This is a genomic window from Pseudomonas sp. WOUb67 (assembly GCF_050058005.1).
Taxonomy (GTDB): domain Bacteria; phylum Pseudomonadota; class Gammaproteobacteria; order Pseudomonadales; family Pseudomonadaceae; genus Aquipseudomonas; species Aquipseudomonas putida_R.
The window spans coordinates 6,340,540-6,357,455 of sequence record NZ_CP170112.1 but is presented as its reverse complement, the minus strand read 5'-3'; the positions used below and the strand labels follow the sequence as shown (position 1 = coordinate 6,357,455).

Annotated in this window: 12 protein-coding genes and 1 riboswitch; of the genes, 9 read left to right on the top strand and 3 right to left on the bottom strand. The window is 62.8% G+C overall.

All coding sequences use genetic code 11. The features are described from left to right. Positions 1-9 precede the first annotated feature (9 nt). Positions 10-828 (top strand): M48 family metallopeptidase, encoded by an 819-nt coding sequence (locus tag ABOC32_RS28075; protein WP_264361769.1) that lies wholly within the window; start codon positions 10-12, stop codon positions 826-828. Between the two features lie 151 nt (positions 829-979). Here the strand turns inward: ABOC32_RS28075 and ABOC32_RS28070 are convergent, their stop codons facing one another. From ABOC32_RS28070 to ABOC32_RS28060, 3 genes are all read right to left on the bottom strand, one after another. Further along, a complete protein-coding gene (locus tag ABOC32_RS28070) occupies positions 980-1,561 on the bottom strand; it encodes a TMEM165/GDT1 family protein (RefSeq protein WP_234227570.1) in 582 nt (193 codons plus the stop codon). Between the two features lie 90 nt (positions 1,562-1,651). Next, positions 1,652-1,792, bottom strand: a riboswitch (yybP-ykoY riboswitch). Positions 1,793-1,831: 39 nt separating this feature from the next. Beyond that, on the bottom strand, positions 1,832-2,830 hold the full coding sequence (locus tag ABOC32_RS28065; protein WP_426809660.1) for a methyltransferase: 999 nt from the start codon (positions 2,828-2,830) through the stop codon (positions 1,832-1,834). Positions 2,831-2,882: 52 nt separating this feature from the next. Further along, entirely contained in the window at positions 2,883-3,848 is a 966-nt protein-coding gene (locus ABOC32_RS28060; RefSeq protein ID WP_426809659.1) for a 2-hydroxyacid dehydrogenase, read from the bottom strand. Between the two features lie 160 nt (positions 3,849-4,008). On the opposite strand from ABOC32_RS28060, the gene ABOC32_RS28055 reads away from it, so the two are divergent. The 8 genes from ABOC32_RS28055 (at position 4,009) to ABOC32_RS28020 (ending at position 16,909) form a co-directional block, all read left to right on the top strand. Continuing rightward, positions 4,009-5,691 carry a fatty acid--CoA ligase gene (locus tag ABOC32_RS28055; RefSeq protein ID WP_426809658.1) on the top strand — a complete coding sequence of 561 codons (1,683 nt, stop codon included), beginning with the start codon at positions 4,009-4,011 and terminating at the stop codon, positions 5,689-5,691. Positions 5,692-6,023: 332 nt separating this feature from the next. Beyond that, a complete protein-coding gene (locus tag ABOC32_RS28050; protein WP_426809657.1) occupies positions 6,024-7,910 on the top strand; it encodes a DUF1302 domain-containing protein in 1,887 nt (628 codons plus the stop codon). A 25-nt stretch (positions 7,911-7,935) separates the two neighbouring features. Continuing rightward, positions 7,936-9,300 carry a DUF1329 domain-containing protein gene (locus ABOC32_RS28045; protein WP_426809656.1) on the top strand — a complete coding sequence of 455 codons (1,365 nt, stop codon included), beginning with the start codon at positions 7,936-7,938 and terminating at the stop codon, positions 9,298-9,300. Positions 9,301-9,747: 447 nt separating this feature from the next. Then, positions 9,748-12,465, top strand: a complete 2,718-nt coding sequence (locus tag ABOC32_RS28040) for a LuxR C-terminal-related transcriptional regulator (protein WP_426809655.1) — start codon at positions 9,748-9,750, stop codon at positions 12,463-12,465. A 159-nt stretch (positions 12,466-12,624) separates the two neighbouring features. After that, positions 12,625-14,232 (top strand): response regulator, encoded by a 1,608-nt coding sequence (locus tag ABOC32_RS28035; RefSeq protein WP_426809654.1) that lies wholly within the window; start codon positions 12,625-12,627, stop codon positions 14,230-14,232. Further along, positions 14,229-14,921 (top strand): sensor histidine kinase, encoded by a 693-nt coding sequence (locus tag ABOC32_RS28030; protein ID WP_284356244.1) that lies wholly within the window; start codon positions 14,229-14,231, stop codon positions 14,919-14,921. The genes ABOC32_RS28035 and ABOC32_RS28030 overlap by 4 nt, the downstream gene beginning before the upstream one ends. A 183-nt stretch (positions 14,922-15,104) precedes the next feature. Beyond that, positions 15,105-15,302 carry a hypothetical protein gene (locus ABOC32_RS28025; protein WP_043200551.1) on the top strand — a complete coding sequence of 66 codons (198 nt, stop codon included), beginning with the start codon at positions 15,105-15,107 and terminating at the stop codon, positions 15,300-15,302. A 962-nt stretch (positions 15,303-16,264) separates the two neighbouring features. Further along, on the top strand, positions 16,265-16,909 hold the full coding sequence (locus ABOC32_RS28020) for an MBL fold metallo-hydrolase (RefSeq protein WP_426809653.1): 645 nt from the start codon (positions 16,265-16,267) through the stop codon (positions 16,907-16,909). Positions 16,910-16,916: the final 7 nt, after the last annotated feature.

Here is a 16,916-nt window from a genome sequence, read left to right as displayed (position 1 = left end):
AGTGTTTTCATGCGTAAGTCTTTTGTCGTCAGCCTGTTGAGTGCTGGCATCCTGCTGGCTGGCTGCCAGGCGGTGAACACCACCAGCGGCGGCGCAGTCGGCGTGCAGCGCCAGCAGTACATGTTCAGCATGCTCTCGACCGATGAGGTCAACCAGATGTACGCCCAGTCGTACCAGCAGACCCTGGGTGAGGCATCGAGCAAAGGTGTGCTCGACAAGTCCAGTGCCGATGCCAAGCGCGTACAGGTCATCGCCAACCGCCTGATCGCCCAGGCGCCCAAGTTCCGCCCGGATGCCGCGCAATGGAACTGGGAAGTCAACGTGATCAAGAGCGATGAACTGAACGCCAACTGCGGCCCGGGCGGCAAGATCATCGTCTACACCGGGCTGATCGATCAGCTCAAGCTCACCGATGCGGAAATCGCCGCGGTGGTGGGGCACGAGATTGCCCACGCCCTGCGTGAGCACAGCCGTGAAGCCATGTCCAAGGCGTACGGCGTGGAAATGGCCCGTCAGGGTGCCGGTGCCATCTTCGGTCTCGGCCAGGGCAGCATGGCCATGGCCGACACCGTGGTGAACTACGCCATGACCCTGCCCAACAGCCGGGCCAACGAGAACGAGGCCGACCTGATTGGCCTGGAGCTGTCGGCGCGTGCCGGTTATGACCCGAATGCCGCGATCACCCTGTGGAACAAGATGAGCAAGGCTTCCGAAGGTGCACCGCCTGAGTTCATGAGCACTCACCCGGCGTCCGAAAGCCGCATTGCCTCGCTGCAGTCGGCGATTCCGAAGGTGATGCCGCTGTATCAGGCTGCGGCCAAGCCGTAAGGCTCTGTTTCCGGTGCACGCGGTCCCCTTGTAGGAGCAGCCTTGTGCTGCGAAAGGGCCGGTAGGGCCAACCCATTTCGGGATGCCTGGACCGGCCTCTTCGCAGCGCAAGGCTGCTCCTACAGGCTTTGCGTCAAGCTGTTACTTTCGGTTAACCCACCCAGCCACTGGCCTTCATCGCCGAGTACACGGCCACGATCGCCAGCACGAAGAACGCCGTGGCCGCCAGGCGACGGATCAGGGTCAATGGCAGTTTGTCTGCCGCGAAGTTACCCGCCAATACCACCGGCACGTTGGCAATCAGCATGCCCAGCGTGGTGCCGATAATGACCATGATCAGGTGTGGGTACTGCGCTGCCAGCATCACGGTGGCGACCTGGGTCTTGTCACCGATTTCGGCCAGGAAGAACGCGATCAGCGTGGTCAGGAACGGCCCGAAGCGGCGCGCCGGGTTTTCGTCCTCATCCATCTTGTCCGGGACCAGGGTCCACAGGGCCGTGGCGATGAAGCTCGCGGCGAGGATCCAGTGCAGCGTCGAGTCGCTGAAGAAGCTGCCGAACCAGGCACCCACAGCACCGGCCGCAGCATGGTTGGCCAAGGTGGCGGCGACGATACCGGCAATGATCGGCCAGGGCTTGCGGAAGCGGGCAGCGAGAATGAGCGCGAGCAGTTGCGTCTTGTCGCCGATTTCGGCGAGGGCAACGATGGCGGTGGGGACCAGCAGAGATTCCAGCATCAGGTTTCCTACGGGGGCGGGTCGACACGGCTATGACACGTACAGCCTCCCCGCCCCGGGTAAGGTGTGCGTGTCATAGGTCTTGTCAAACCCTGGATCCGTCTCTGCGGATCTCTCCATGCAGGCTGGCATGGTGGGTCGCACGCGCCATGGTCTGTTGACCAAGTATGTTGACGCGTACCGGGCGAGCTGGGTGCTCGCGGGAGACTACTCCCCTAGGACGGTGCGGATTCTGCCTAGGCAAAACGCTTTCGGCAAGCGCTGTTTTTATCGGCGTGTTGCCTGATAGATCCGGAAACCGTCAGCGTCGTCGCGCACCTGGCAGTTGCCGAGCGCCCCTTCGATCAGCGGCTGGTAGCGCAGGAAACTGTTGGCAACAAGGCGCATTTCGCCGCCTTTTCGCAGATGAACGGCCGATTTTTTCAGCAGGTTTTCCGAAGCCTGGTAGTTGGTGTGTACCCCGGTGTGGAACGGCGGGTTACTCAGGATCAGGCTGAGGTCGGTCGGTGCCGCGTCGATACCATCCCCGCTGATCACCTCGCCTTCCAGGCCGTTGGCCGCCAGCGTCAGGCGGCTGGCCGCCACGGCGAAGGCATCCACGTCCAGCAGGGTTACCCGGCTTTGTGGATAGCGGCGCTTGACCGTTGCGCCCAATACCCCGGCGCCACAGCCGAAGTCCAGCACATGCCCGCTCGGCAGGCCGTCGAGGTGCTTGAGCAGCAGGGCGGTACCGCGGTCGAGGCGCCCGTGGCTGAATACGCCAGGCAGGCTGACCACTTGCAACGGGCCGTCCTCCAGGGCCAGCTCGAAGCGTTCGGCCAGGCTTTCCAGCGGCTTGGCCTCGGGCGCCTGCTCGATGGTGACTTGCCACAGCTGGCAGTGCCGGGCGCTGTCGAGCTTGCGCGGTTTGCCAAAGGCCTGCAGCTGTTTGGCCGCGCCTTCGATGCCGCCGCGCTTTTCGCCGACCAGATACAGCTCACGGCCGGCCAGGCGCGACGCCAGGGCATTGAGCAAGTAAGCAGCCAGTTCGCGGGACTTGGGCAGGAACAGCACAGCGCTGTGGAAGGGCACTTCAGGCGGTTCGACACCATGGTGGCTGCGGCCGGCAAAGCGGCTGTCTAGCAGGGCCTGATCGCCTGCGTGCCAGGTCCAGGCCTGGGCCTGCGGCAATTGGCCGAGCAGGCCATCGGCGGGGGCGCCGGCGATCAGCAGCGGCCCCTGGAACAGCTCTGCCTGGCGGAGCAACACTTCACTGCGCGGGTCCATGGACGACGCCTCCTGAAAAAGTGGCGCAGTGTAGCAGAGCCGGGCGCCCCGCTCAGCTGACCACGCGGCGTGGCTGGCCGTTGAAGAAGGCCTGTGCGTTCTCGCTGAGCTGGCCGACGATGCGTTGGCGCGATTCCACCGCCCCCCAGGCGCTGTGCGGGGTGATGATCAGGCGCGGGATGCCGGGTTCGAGCAACGGGTTGCCGTTGACCGGCGGCTCCACGCTGAGCACGTCGGTGGCCGCGCCGCCCAGGTGGCCATTGCGCAGGGCATCGGCCAGCGCCTGCTCGTCGATCAGGCCGCCACGGGCGGTGTTGACCACCAGCGCACCGGGCTTTAGCAGGGCCAGTTCGCGGGCACCGAGCATGTGCCGGGTGTGCTCGTTCAGCGGGCAGTGCAGGGTCAGGGCGTCGACGTGTGGTAGCAGTTCGTCCAGCGGCACGCGGTCGGCGCGGTCCGGGCGGCCGGGAATCTGCCCGCTCAGTACGCGCATGCCGAAGGCTTCGGCCAGCCGCGCCACTGCTCCGCCCAGTTCGCCGTGGCCGAGCAGGCCGAGGGTTTTGCCTTCCAGTTCGACGATGGGGAAGTCCAGCAGGCAGAACTGGCTGGCCTTGGCCCACTGGCCGTCGGCCACCGCCTGGTTGTAGTCGCACAGGCGAGTGGCCAGGGCCAGCAGCAGGGCGAGGGTGTGCTGCGCGACGGACGGCGTGCCGTAGCCCTGGCAGTTGCACACCGTGATGCCCTGGGCGCGCGCCGCTGCCAGGTCGACATTGTTGGTGCCGGTGGCGGCCACCAGAATCAGCTTGAGCTGGGGGTTGGCGGCCAGGGTCGCGGCGTCAAGCATGACCTTGTTGCTGACCACTGCCACGGCGCCCTGCAGGCGCTCTGCGACTTGCTCCGGGCGTGTGGCGGCGAACAGCTCGAACTCATCGAACTGGCTTCGTAGCGGGGAAAGGTCGAGGTCACCGAGGTCCAGGGACTGGTGATCGAGAAACACGGCGCGACGCGGGCTGGGCATCAGTAAGGCTCCGTTGGCAGGGCAGGGATGATCCATCACCGGACAATGCCACTCATACCCCGCACAGCCAAATCATTCCTTCGGCTGATTTAGCCGTCACATTCGCGAACTACAGTAGTTACCAGATTTGTCCGGCACGCTTTTCAGAAAAGGGATACCCATGCTGCAGACCCGCATCATCAAGCCCGCCGAGGGCGCCTATGACTACCCGCTGCTGATCAAACGCCTTCTGATGTCCGGCAGCCGCTATGAAAAGACCCGCGAAATCGTCTACCGCGACCAGTTGCGCCTGACCTACCCACAGCTCAACGAGCGCATCGCGCGCCTGGCCAATGTGCTGACCGAGGCCGGGGTAAAGGCCGGTGACACGGTGGCGGTCATGGACTGGGACAGCCACCGCTACCTGGAGTGCATGTTCGCCATCCCGATGATCGGCGCCGTTGTGCACACCATCAACGTGCGCCTGTCGCCCGAGCAGATCCTCTACACCATGAACCACGCCGAAGACCGCGTGGTACTGGTCAACAGCGATTTCGTCGGCCTTTACCAGGCCATTGCCGGGCAACTGACCACCGTCGACAAGACCCTGTTGCTGACCGATGGCCCGGACAAGACCGCCGAGCTGCCCGGACTGGTGGGCGAGTACGAGCAGCTGCTGGCAGCCGCCAGCCCGCGCTACGACTTCCCGGACTTCGACGAAAACTCGGTGGCCACCACCTTCTACACCACCGGCACCACCGGCAACCCCAAGGGCGTGTACTTCACCCACCGGCAACTGGTACTGCACACCTTGGCCGAAGCGTCGGTCACCGGCAGCATCGACAGCGTGCGCCTGCTGGGGAGCAACGACGTGTACATGCCCATCACCCCGATGTTCCATGTGCATGCCTGGGGCATTCCGTACGCCGCCACCATGCTTGGCATGAAACAGGTCTACCCGGGGCGCTACGAGCCGGACATGCTGGTCAAGCTGTGGCGCGAAGAAAAGGTCACGTTCTCCCATTGCGTCCCTACCATCCTGCAGATGCTGCTCAACTGCCCGAACGCGCAAGGGCAGGACTTCGGCGGCTGGAAGATCATCATCGGCGGCAGCTCGCTCAACCGTTCGCTGTACCAGGCTGCCCTGGCGCGTGGCATCCAGCTGACCGCCGCGTATGGCATGTCCGAAACCTGCCCGCTGATCTCCGCTGCGCACCTGAACGACGAGCTGCAGGCCGGCAGCGAGGATGAGCGCGTCACCTACCGCATCAAGGCCGGTGTACCGGTGCCGCTGGTCGAGGCGGCCATTGTCGATGGCGACGGCAACTTCCTGCCGGCAGATGGCGAAACACAGGGCGAGCTGGTACTGCGCGCGCCGTGGCTGACCATGGGCTACTTCAAGGAGCCGGAAAAGAGCGAGGAGCTGTGGCAGGGGGGCTGGCTGCACACCGGCGATGTTGCCACCCTCGACGGCATGGGCTACATCGACATCCGTGACCGCATCAAGGATGTGATCAAGACCGGTGGCGAGTGGGTTTCCTCCCTCGATCTGGAAGACCTGATCAGCCGTCACCCGGCCGTGCGCGAAGTGGCGGTGGTGGGGGTAGCCGACCCGCAATGGGGCGAGCGCCCGTTTGCCCTGCTGGTGGTGCGCGACGGCCAGGCCATCGATGCCAAGGTGCTCAAGGAGCATCTCAAGCCATTTGTCGAGCAAGGGCACATCAACAAGTGGGCGATTCCTAGCCAGATTGCCGTTGTTACTGAAATTCCCAAGACCAGTGTCGGCAAGCTCGACAAGAAACGCATCCGCCAGGACATCGTCCAGTGGCAGGCCAGCAACAGCGCGTTCCTTTCCACGCTGTAACCACCGTGCGGGTCGCGAACGTCAGAACGTGACCCGCACGCTAGAGGCCCCGGCGCCTTGCCAAATGGCAGAAATGCGCCATCCTTGAGCTCTGCCAGCCCGCAACCGGGACAACACTGCAGCGAGTTGGCGGCATGGAGCGCAAATCACACTTTAGAGGGATCAAGCGCCTGTGCCTTGCTGGCTATAGTCGGGGCCAGGGGATTTTCAGGAATGGGGGAGGGCGATACGCGCAAGCCGTGTCGCCGCAGGTGCAAACCTGCAAACCGGTCGCTCGGGCCGTTCTTGAAAGGACTCACTGCCATAACAATAAAGTACATGGAGTAGCGTCGATGAAATCTGCAAACCTGTTCTGGCGCCGGGCCAAGTTGCCCCTGGCCGTCAGCCTTGCTTCCACGCTCGCAAGTCCTGCTTTCGCTGTCAGTTTCAACATTGGTGAAATCGAAGGCCAGTTCGACTCGTCGCTCTCCATTGGCGCCAGCTGGTCGACGGCCAACCCCAACAAGAACCTGATCGGGGTGAACAACGGCGGCAAGGGCCTGTCGCAGACCTCCGACGATGGCCACCTGAACTTCAAGAAGGGCGAAACGTTCTCCAAGATCTTCAAGGGCATCCATGACCTTGAGCTCAAGTACGGCGATACCGGCGTATTCGTGCGCGGCAAGTACTGGTACGACTTCGAGCTGAAGGACGAAAGCCGCGAGTTCAAGGACATCAGCGACTCCGGCCGCAAGGAGGGCGCCAAGTCGTCCGGCGCCCAGCTGCTCGACGCCTTTGTCTACCACAACTATTCCATCGGCGATCAGCCGGGCTCGGTGCGCCTGGGCAAGCAGGTGGTGAGCTGGGGGGAAAGTACCTTCATCGGCGGCGGCATCAACTCGATCAACCCCATCGACGTGTCGGCCTTCCGCCGCCCGGGTGCCGAGATCAAGGAAGGGCTGATCCCGGTCAACATGTTCTACATCTCCCAGAGCCTGACCGACAACCTGTCGGCCGAGGCCTTCTACCAGATCGAGTGGGACCAGACCGTCGTCGACAACTGCGGCACGTTCTTCTCTCAGCCTGACATCATTGCCGACGGCTGCACCGACAACCTGCGCGTGCTCAACAGCAGCCGCACAGTGCCGGCAGCGGCCCAGCAGTTCCTCGCCACCCGTGGCGTGAACATCAATGAAGAAGGTGTGATGGTGGCCCGCGGCGCCGACCGCGACGCCCGTGACAGCGGGCAGTTCGGTGTGGCCATGCGCTACATGTTCGAGCCGCTCGACACCGAATTCGGCGCCTATTTCATGAACTACCACAGCCGTGCGCCGATCTTCAGCGCCACCGGTGCTGCGCCTTCGGTATTTGCCGGGTTGAGCGCGCTGCCAGCGCAGCTGCGTGCGCTGGCGCCGTTGATTGTCGCGGGTAACTCGAAGTACTTCGTCGAATACCCCGAAGATATCCGCCTGTATGGCCTGAGCTTCTCCACCACCCTGCCTACTGGCACCGCCTGGAGCGGCGAGCTCAGCTACCGCCCCAATGCGCCAGTGCAGCTCAATACCACCGACATCCTGTTCGCCGGGGTCCGTCCAATTGGCGGCGCCTTGAGCAATGCTTCGTTGCTGACCGGTACACCGGGGCAAGACCTGCACGGGTATCGCCGTAAGGAGATCACCCAGTTCCAGACCACCCTGACGCACTTCTTCGATCAGGTAATGGGTGCCAGCCGGATGACCGTGGTGGGCGAAGTAGGGGTCACCCATGTTGGTGGCCTGGAAAACGCACGTGAGACCCGCTATGGCCGTGACCCGGTGTTCGGGCCTGGTCCGCTGCCTGCCACCGGCGGTGCAGACACCTGCCAGGCACTCAACACCAGCACCATCGCCGGCGCAGGTGCCGGGGCATCCACCACCAACCTGAACCGCAAATGCGAGAACGACGGCTACACCACCAGCACTTCCTGGGGCTATCGCGCCCGTGTCATCTGGGACTACAACGACGTGTTCGCCGGGGTAAACCTGAAACCGAGCGTGGCCTGGTCGCATGACGTTTCCGGCTACTCGCCGGGCCCTGGTGCCAACTTCGAGGAAGGCCGCAAGGCAGTCAGCCTGGGCCTGGACGCCGAGTACCAGAACACCTACACGGCGAGCCTGTCGTACACCAACTTCTTCGACGGCAAGTACAGCACCGTGGATGACCGTGACTTTGTCGCGCTCAGCTTCGGCGTGAACTTCTAAGCATTCAGATCCAGGACGACACGACATGAACAAGACCAGAAGTCTGCTGCAAGCCGGTGTACTGGGCCTGTCCCTGCTGGCGACCAGCGTCATGGCTGCGGTATCCGCCGACGAGGCGGCCAAGCTGGGCAGTACCCTGACCCCGATGGGCGCCGAGAAGGCCGGCAACGCCGATGGCTCGATCGGCCCGTGGGAGCCGCTGTCGAAGAGTGCGGGCAGCGTCGACGGCAAGGGCTTTTTGGCCGACCCGTATGGCAGTGAAAAGCCGCTGTTCACCATCACTGCGCAGAACGCCGATCAGTACAAGGACAAGCTCTCGCCGGGCCAGCTGGCCATGTTCAAGCGCTACCCGGACACCTTCAGGATCCCGGTATTCAAAACCCATCGCGGCTCCACGGTACCTGCCGACGTGTTCGCCGCCATCAAGAAAAACGCCACCCAGACCACGCTGGTGGAAGGTGGCAACGGCCTGAACAACTTCGACACGGCGGTGCCGTTCCCGATTCCGAAAAGTGGCCTGGAGGTGATCTGGAACCACATCACCCGTTACCGGGGCGGCAGTGTCAGCCGCCTGGTGACCCAGGCGACGCCACAGCAGAACGGCTCTTTCAACCCGGTGTACTTCTCCGACCAGTTCGTATTCCGCGACAGGATGAAGGATTACGACCCGAACAACCCGGGCAACATCCTGTTCTACTTCAAGCAGGAAGTGACCGCGCCAGCACGCCTGGCCGGTACCGTACTGCTGGTACACGAAACCCTCGACCAGGTGAAGGAACCGCGCAAGGCGTGGATCTACAACGCCGGCCAGCGTCGCGTACGCCAGGCACCGCAAGTGTCGTACGACGGCCCGGGTACCGCTGCCGACGGCCTGCGTACCTCGGACAACCTGGACATGTTCAACGGTGCGCCAGACCGCTACGACTGGAAGCTGGAAGGCAAGAAGGAACTGTACATCGCCTCCAACGCCTTCAAGCTGGATGACCCCAAGCTGAAGTACAGCGACATCATCAAGGCCGGGCACATCAACCAGGACCTGTCCCGTTACGAGCTGCGCCGCGTCTGGCACGTGGTCGCAACCCTCAAGCCGGGCCAGCGGCACATCTACGCCAAGCGTGACTTCTACATCGATGAAGACACCTGGCAGGCCGCAGTGATCGACCAGTACGACGGCCGTGGCCAGCTGTGGCGCGTGTCCGAAGCCCATTCCCAGCCGTACTACAACAAAGAGGTGCCTTGGTATACCCTGGAAACCATCTACGACCTGCAATCGGGTCGTTACCTGGCCCTGGGCATGAAAAACGAAGAGAAGCGCGCCTACGACTTCGGCTTCAGTGCCAGCAAGGCCGACTTCCAGCCTGCGGCCTTGCGCCAGTCGGGTATTCGTTGATCTGAAAACCCTTTACTCCGCGTGATCCCCAGAACGCCCCGGCCTGCCCGGGGCGTTTCTGTTTGCTGCCCCGGCGATAATTTCCAGTCAAACACAGGCCCTGTAGGAGCAGCCTTGTGCTGCGAAGAGGCCATTGCAGCCAAAGATATTCTTCAGCCTTACCGGCCTCTTCGCAGCACAAGGCTGCTCCTACAGGTACTGCACTGGCCTTGAAAGCTGTGCAATCCCCTGTAGGAGCGGGTTTACCCGCGAAGAGGCCAGTACAGGCAATAAATCTGCTGAATACCCACCCAAACCCCCGCCTCAGCCTTTGTCCATCAGCCATGTTGCTTTTTGTCGCAGTCTTTTCCGGTGCAATTGCGCCCATCATCTTCAAATACGCTGCGTTACCGGCTAGTCTCGCAAGCATCCATAACGCCGTAGTCCTCCACCCAGAACGAGCCGGCCATGACAGATTTGTCCCGTACGCATGGATTCGCCAGTCAGGCCCTGGGCCTGCTGGACGGGCGTTTCTTCCGGCCGCCGCTGCCGGACGGCCATGTGCCGCGCTTGCGCCTGTGTCAGCGTCTGCAGGCCGGGCTTGGTGGCCGGCTGTTGTTGGTCAATGCCCCGGCAGGTTTCGGCAAAAGCTCCCTGGCCATCGAATTCTGCCAAGCGCTGCCCGAGCACTGGCGCAGCCTGTGGCTTGGCCTGAGCCAGCGGGATGCCGACCCTGGCCGCTTCCTTGAACGCCTGCTCGAAGGCCTGCAGCAGTACTGCCCGGCACTGGGCGGGCAGGCCATGGGCTTGCTGAAAATGCGCCAGCGCCACCAGCCGTTCGCCTTCGAGGAGTGGATCGACGGCCTGCTCGACGAGCTGGCGCTGTACCTGCAAGCCGATACCCCTTTGCTGCTGGTACTCGACGACTATCACCTGGCCCAGGGGCCGGTACTCGACCGTTGCCTGCAGTTCTTCCTCAATCACCTGCCCGCCGGCCTGGTGTTGCTGGTGACCAGCCGCCAGCGCCCGGACTGGCACCTGGCGCGTTTGCGGCTGTCGCGCCAGCTTGTCGAACTGAACGAACAGGATTTGCGCCTCACCGAGGAGGAGTCGCTGGCGGTGATCGGCCGGCAGCCAACGGCCCTGCGCGGCCAGGCACTGGACAACCTGATCCAGCGCAGCGACGGTTGGGTGGCCGGTTTGCGCTTTTGGCAACTGGCAGCCAGCGAGTCGGCGGACGAGCAAGCCTTGCCCCAGGCCTTGCATGGCGGCGAAGGCCTGATCCGCGACTACCTGCTTGAAGAAGTCATCGACATGCTGCCCGACGACGTACAGGCGTTCCTGTACGACACGGCCTGCCAGGAGCGCTTCTGCGCCCCGTTGTGCGACGCCTTGCGTGGCCGCCAGGACAGCGCCGCAGTGCTGCGCTTCCTGCAGGCGCACCAGGTGTTCCTGGTGCCGCTGGACGAGCATGGCTACTGGTTCCGCTACCATCACCTGTTCTCCGATCTGCTGCGCAGCCGGCAGGCCAGCGAGCCACTGGCCGGTTTGCAACTGCGTGCCTGCCGCTGGTTCGAAAAGCAGGGCCTGCTGGACGAGGCGGTGGAGCAGGCCCTGCGTGCCGGCCACCTCGATGTCGCTGCCGACCTGGTGCAGAGCCTGTCCGAGGAGCAACTGCTGGCTGAACAGAACATCGGCATGTTGCTGCGCTGGAAGATGGACCTGCCCGACAGCCTGCTGATCAGCACGCCCCGGTTGATCGTGCTGTACAGCTGGGCGTTGGGCCTGGCGTGCCAGCTGGACGCCGCCGAGGAACTGGCCGGCTACCTCAGCCGCTTTCTGCCCGCGCCTTCGGCGACCGCGCAAAAGTCGATGCTGGCCCAGTGGCTGGCGCTGAGTGGGGTCATTGCCCGTGGCCGTGGCGACCGCGAACGCACCCTGGCCTATTGCGGCGAAGCGCTGGAGAGCCTGCCGAGCAAGCGTTATGGCCAACGCCTGGTGTGTTTGTCCACGCTGTCCAACCTGGCCGTTGCCGATGGCGACTTCTGGCGGGCCCGGGGCTGGAACCGCGAAGCCCTGGAGCTGGCCCAGCGGGTCGGCAACCCGTTGTTCGAGGCGCTGGCCCACTACGACCGGGCGCGGGTGCTGCACGCCCGTGGCGAGGTGGTGCGCGCACTGGACGAAGTGCGCCAAGGGCTACAGCGGCTGCAGGGGCTTTCGGCGCAGCGGCTGTATGCCGTGCGTGCGCGCCTGACGCTTTACGAAGGTTACCTGCTGGTCTCGCGCCTGCAGCCGGCCCAGGGCCGTGCGCGTTTGCGCGCGGGGCTGGGCGAGGCGCGGGCCTGCCGGGATATCAGTGTGCTTATCGGCCATTGCGTGATTGCTACGCTCGATGGCCGGGAAGGGCACTTTGCCGAGGCCTTTGCCGAATTGGCCGAGGCCGAGCGCCTGATGCATATCTGGGACGTGCCCCCGGTCTACTACCTGGCCATGATTACCCTGGTCAAATGCGAACTGTGGCTGGCCCAAGGGCGTACCGACCTGGCCGAGTCCTGGCTGCTGCGCCTGGGCCAGACCTACGGCGGCGAGCAGCCGGCAGTAGCGCCGGAGTTCCACCCGCTGCTGCCATTGCACATTGCGTTGCAGCAGGCGCTGCTCGAGCGCATCCAGTTACGCGGCGACGACGCCGTACAGCGCCTGGCAAGCCTGGTCGAGCGCGGCCAGGCCAGTGGCGGCATGCTGCTCACCGTCAGCGCCCTGTGCCAATGGCTCTCGCTGCTGCTGGACGAAGGCCGGGAGGGGCAGGCCGCGCAGTTGCTGCCAAGCCTGCTGGCCTGCGCTCATGGCGGCTTGCTGCAACCGTTCCAGCCGCTGCTGAAAAAGCACCCGCAATGGCTTTATGAACAATTGCAGGCAGGTTCGTCCTGCCCGGTTCAGTCCGAACTGCTCAAGCGCCTGCCACAGCAGCCAAGCGCCACCACCGGCACCGGCGAAGCCCTGAGCGGCCGCGAACTGGCTGTGCTCGAACTGATTGCCCAGGGTTGCTCCAACCAGCAAATCAGCGAGCGGCTGTTCATTTCCCTGCACACCGTGAAAACCCACGCCAGCCACATCAACAGCAAACTGGGGGTCGAGCGACGCACCCAGGCGGTGGCCAAGGCCAAATCCCTGGGCGTGCTGGCGTGATACTGGCCCTGCAGGTCTTTGCCCGCTAAAGTGATGGCCTGAGGCCATGGATTGTGGCCGGCAATGCTCTACCCTCATCTTTCCCGACCAGCTGCCGATACAGCGATCGGTGGCATCGCTTCGCGCGATTTTTCAATCATTCCAAGGCAGGTCGTGTTGATGCTGCAGTACGGGCAAAAAAGCTTTCTGATCGTCGACGACTTTACCGACTTTCGCACGTCGACCCGTTCAATGCTGCGCGAGTTGGGCGTGCGCGACGTGGACACCGCCGACAGCGGCGAGCAGGCGCTGCGCATGTGCGCGCAGAAGCGCTATGACTTCATCCTGCAGGACTTCCACCTGGGCGACGGCAAGAAGAACGGCCAGCAGGTGCTCGAAGACCTGATCATCGACAAGCACATCAGCCATGAGTGCGTGTTCATCATGGTCACGGCCGAGAGCAGCCAGGCCATTGTCCTCAGCGCCATCGAGCATGAGCCCGATGCCTACCTGACCAAACCGTTCAACCGCGTTGGCCTGGCCCAGCGGGTCGAGAAACTGTTCCAGCGCAAGACGCTGCTCAAGCCGATTTTGCAGGCGCTGGACCGCAATCGCCCGGCCGAAGTGCTGGCTGCCTGTGCCGAGCTGTGCAAGAAAGACCCGCGCCTGGCACCCCTGTGCCTGCGTTATCGGGCCGATGCCCTGCGCAACCTCAACCGCTTCGAGGAACTGGAAAAGTTCCTCAAGGCCATCCTGGCCAGCCGCCCGCAGCCCTGGGTGTACGCCGCGCTGGGCGCCCTGATGCACAAGCGTGGCCAGAATGCCCAGGCTCAGGGTGTGTACGAGCAGGCGCTCAAGGCGTTCCCGATCATGCCCGGCCTGTACGACGGCATGGCCGAGGTGCTGGTGGCCCAGGGTGATACCCGGCGCGCGCAAAACCTGCTTGAAGAAGCCGTGCGGCTGTCGCCACTGTCGGTACGTCGGCAGTCGACGCTGGGCAAGCTGGCGCTGGAGAACGAAGACTTCGAGAGCGCGTCGAAGGCGTTTCGCCATGCAGTGAACCAGGGGCAGAGCTCGCGCTACAAGGATGCTGAAAACAACCTTGGCCTGGTGCAGGCGCTGATGAGCAAGAACGCAGGCTTTGGCCTGGACGCCCGTACCCGGGTCGAAATCAACACCACGCTCAGCGAAGTAGCCAAGGAAAACCCCGAGGACCAGGGCTTGCAGGTGCGTGCGCGGATGATGAAGGCCGCCAGCCTGCAACAGGCGGGTGACCCGGAAACGGCCGGCAAGCTGACCGAACAGGCGATCCAGCGCCTGGACAAGATGAACCAGTTCTTCTCGGTCGATTCGGCCCTGACCGTTGCCGCACAGTTGCAGGCAATGGGGCAGGAAACCGCCGCCCTCGGCGTGCTGAAGAACTGTGTGGAAAGTTATGGCGATGACCCCAAGGTCATGGAGAAAGTGGGCAAGCTGACGGACGACCCCAGCGTGCTCAACGCCATTACCGAAGCGGTCACCCTCAATCGCCAGGGTGTGCGCAGTTACCAGGGAGGGCAGCTTGGCGAGGCGTTGCAGATGTTCCGCAAGGCGCTGGGTATGCAGCCGAAGAACATCAGTATCGCCCTTAACACCGCCCAGGCGCTGCTGCGCATCGGCGGTGAAAACCCTCAGCCCGCGATCATGCAGGAATGCCAGGACGCCTTGACCAGCGTGGCCGGTATCCCTGCCAGCGACAATCGCTATGACCGTTACCGCAAACTGCACATCCGAGTGTTCGGCGCATGAATCAAGACAATCAGGGGCTGGATTTTTCCACGGTGATCGCCTCCACCGTGCACGACCTCAAAAGCTCTTTGTCAGCGCTGATCCAGTCCCACAACCAGTGGATGGAACGCTTGCCCGAAGAGCTGCGTGGTGGTGCCGAGCAGGGAATCATGGAGCACGAGTTTCGCCACCTCAACGGCATGCTGGTGCAGCTGCTGGGCCTGTACAAACTGGGTATCAACCAGTTGCCGGTGTGCCCGGACTACCACGAACTGGACGACTTCATCGAAGCCCAATTGGCGGCACACCAGGAAGTGCTCAAGCACAACGACATCCTCGCCACCTGGCGCATCGACACCGACAACCCGCTGGGCTTTTTCGACCGTGAACTGGTGGCCTCGGTAATCGCCAACGTCATCACCAACGCCACCCGCTTTGCCGGGCACGCCTTGCTGATCACCATCGAAGAGGCCGACAACCAGCTGGCCATCTGCGTAAACGATGACGGCCCGGGTTATCCGAAGCACATGCTCGAGCGCCAGGAGGAGTATATCCAGGGCATCGACTCGACCAGCGGCAGCACCGGCCTTGGCCTGTACTTTGCTGCGCGGATCGCGGCACTGCATGAAAGCGGCGGGGTGCGCGGGCGGATCGAGATCTCCAATGGCGGGGCGCTTGGGGGCGGGTTGTTCAGGTTGTTCCTGCCTTGAGATAGACGGGCCGCTTACGGCTTGGATTGATACATCGCGCAATGCTTAAGGCGAGATCAGGGGCGACGCTTCGTCGGATGCTGTAGGAGCAATCTGATCTCTACCAAACGAGCCTCGGAGCTCTTTGTGAATGGCGCTGATGCTGGTAGTTATTCGGTTTCGATGACTACCAGAGGAGCGGCTATGAAAAAACATACCCCGAAGTCGAAATACTGCTCACCAACCGAAAACATGAAGGTGAATAAGCACCAGGCGAACGCAGGCTCCGGTGTACCCCCCTATGATCTTGCTTCACTGCTCGGGCAGTGCGACTTCGACGTCCCGCATCCAAAGGATATGCAGATGTGGAACGACATGCGACCAGCAGGCCGCGAGTTCTGAATGGTGGTGGCTCCATTTCGGACGCGGTGCTTGCATGAGAAGGCGGATCAGTAAACTTCGGTATCAGATATATAGATCACAAGCTCGAACGCTCACTCATGAACTGCTGAATCGGCGGCCAGGCCTGTTGAGTGGAGATGTTGATGTCGGCCAAGTCCGGATGGAGCCGATAACGCACGAGGCTCTCACTGCTAGCCTGGAGTGGTCAGAAAGTCGGTGTCTGTTCCCTTGGGAGGAGATTGTCGACTGGAAAGATAGCGATCCCAAAGGGTTCGATCTTGCGATCTGGTTCGGTAGCGAGCTCTGCGGTCTTTGCTACGCAAGTCCTAGAAAGAGCCGCTTGTGCATCAAGGTCATACTGCTCCAAGGTAGTCCCTGCCCGTCGCATCCACTTAGGGGAGAGATCGCAGGTTTGGCGCTTACATCGATAGATTTCTATGCTCGTATGTTGGGCTGCCAGGAGATTGAGATACAAGACCCTCTGGAGGGCGCCCGGTCAGTGTATGAAGCGCTTGGCTTCACTTGGAGCGCTGAAGGTCGGCTTGTGATCGTGGTTGATCCCTAATAACATCGATAGCGTGTCGATCAAGCTTTTGGAGGTAACAATGCGGTCCAAAACGAGACAGGTAGAGTTGCTTGCGATTGCGAGATTTGAGGCTGAAGCAAGGCGTCTTGCTGGTCGAATCTCCAGCAACCAGCTGCGCTTCCTGCAGGTCGCAAAGGCGAAGGGGGCTGACTTTGAGCCCGCAGGCCCTCTGGCAGGCACTCCATCCTGAGCGAAAGCTCGTCAGGCTCTGGTGCAAGCCTCTACCGCGTATTCATATTGGTTGAGAACCGGCCTATTGGCCGGTTTTTTGTTTGGCTCCGGGAACGAGTTTGTAGCTTTTGTGACATGACTGCGCTTGATTGAATAAACAGACTTGAAGCTTTCAGTGTTCCCCGCTTTCCTCATGAGTAATGCAATGACCCAAGCCCCACCTGCACTCATCCGCGAAACCTTCCCCGTAGGCCCCTTGCAGTGCAACTGCACGCTGATCGGCGACCCGCTGACCAAGAAGGCCATCGTCGTCGACCCGGGCGGTGACCCGGAGAAGATCCTCGCGCGCCTGCAGGCCCATGGCCTGACGCTGGTCAGCATCATCCACACCCACGCGCATTTCGACCACTTCCTCGCCTCGGGCAAGCTCAAGGCGCTGACCGGCGCCAGCCTGCACCTGCACAAAGACGATCAGGTACTGTGGGACAACCTGGAAATGCAGTGCCAGATGTTCGGCGTCCCCTACACCCCGGTACCCGCACCCGATCGCTGGCTGGGCGATGACGAAGAGCTGGCCTGTGGCTGTGGCGTGGCCCTGCATACGCCTGGCCATACCCCGGGTTCGATGAGCTTCTGGTTCGCCGATGCCAAACTGCTGATCGCCGGCGACACCCTGTTCCGCCGTGGCATTGGCCGCACCGATTTGTGGGGGGGTGACCAGCGGGCCATCGTGCGTTCCATCAAGGAGCGGCTGTACCGGCTGGACGAAGAGGCCATCGTGGTGACCGGCCACGGGCCCGATACCCGCTTGGGTGATGAGATGCGTGAAAACCCCTTCGTGCGTGCCTGAGAGCACA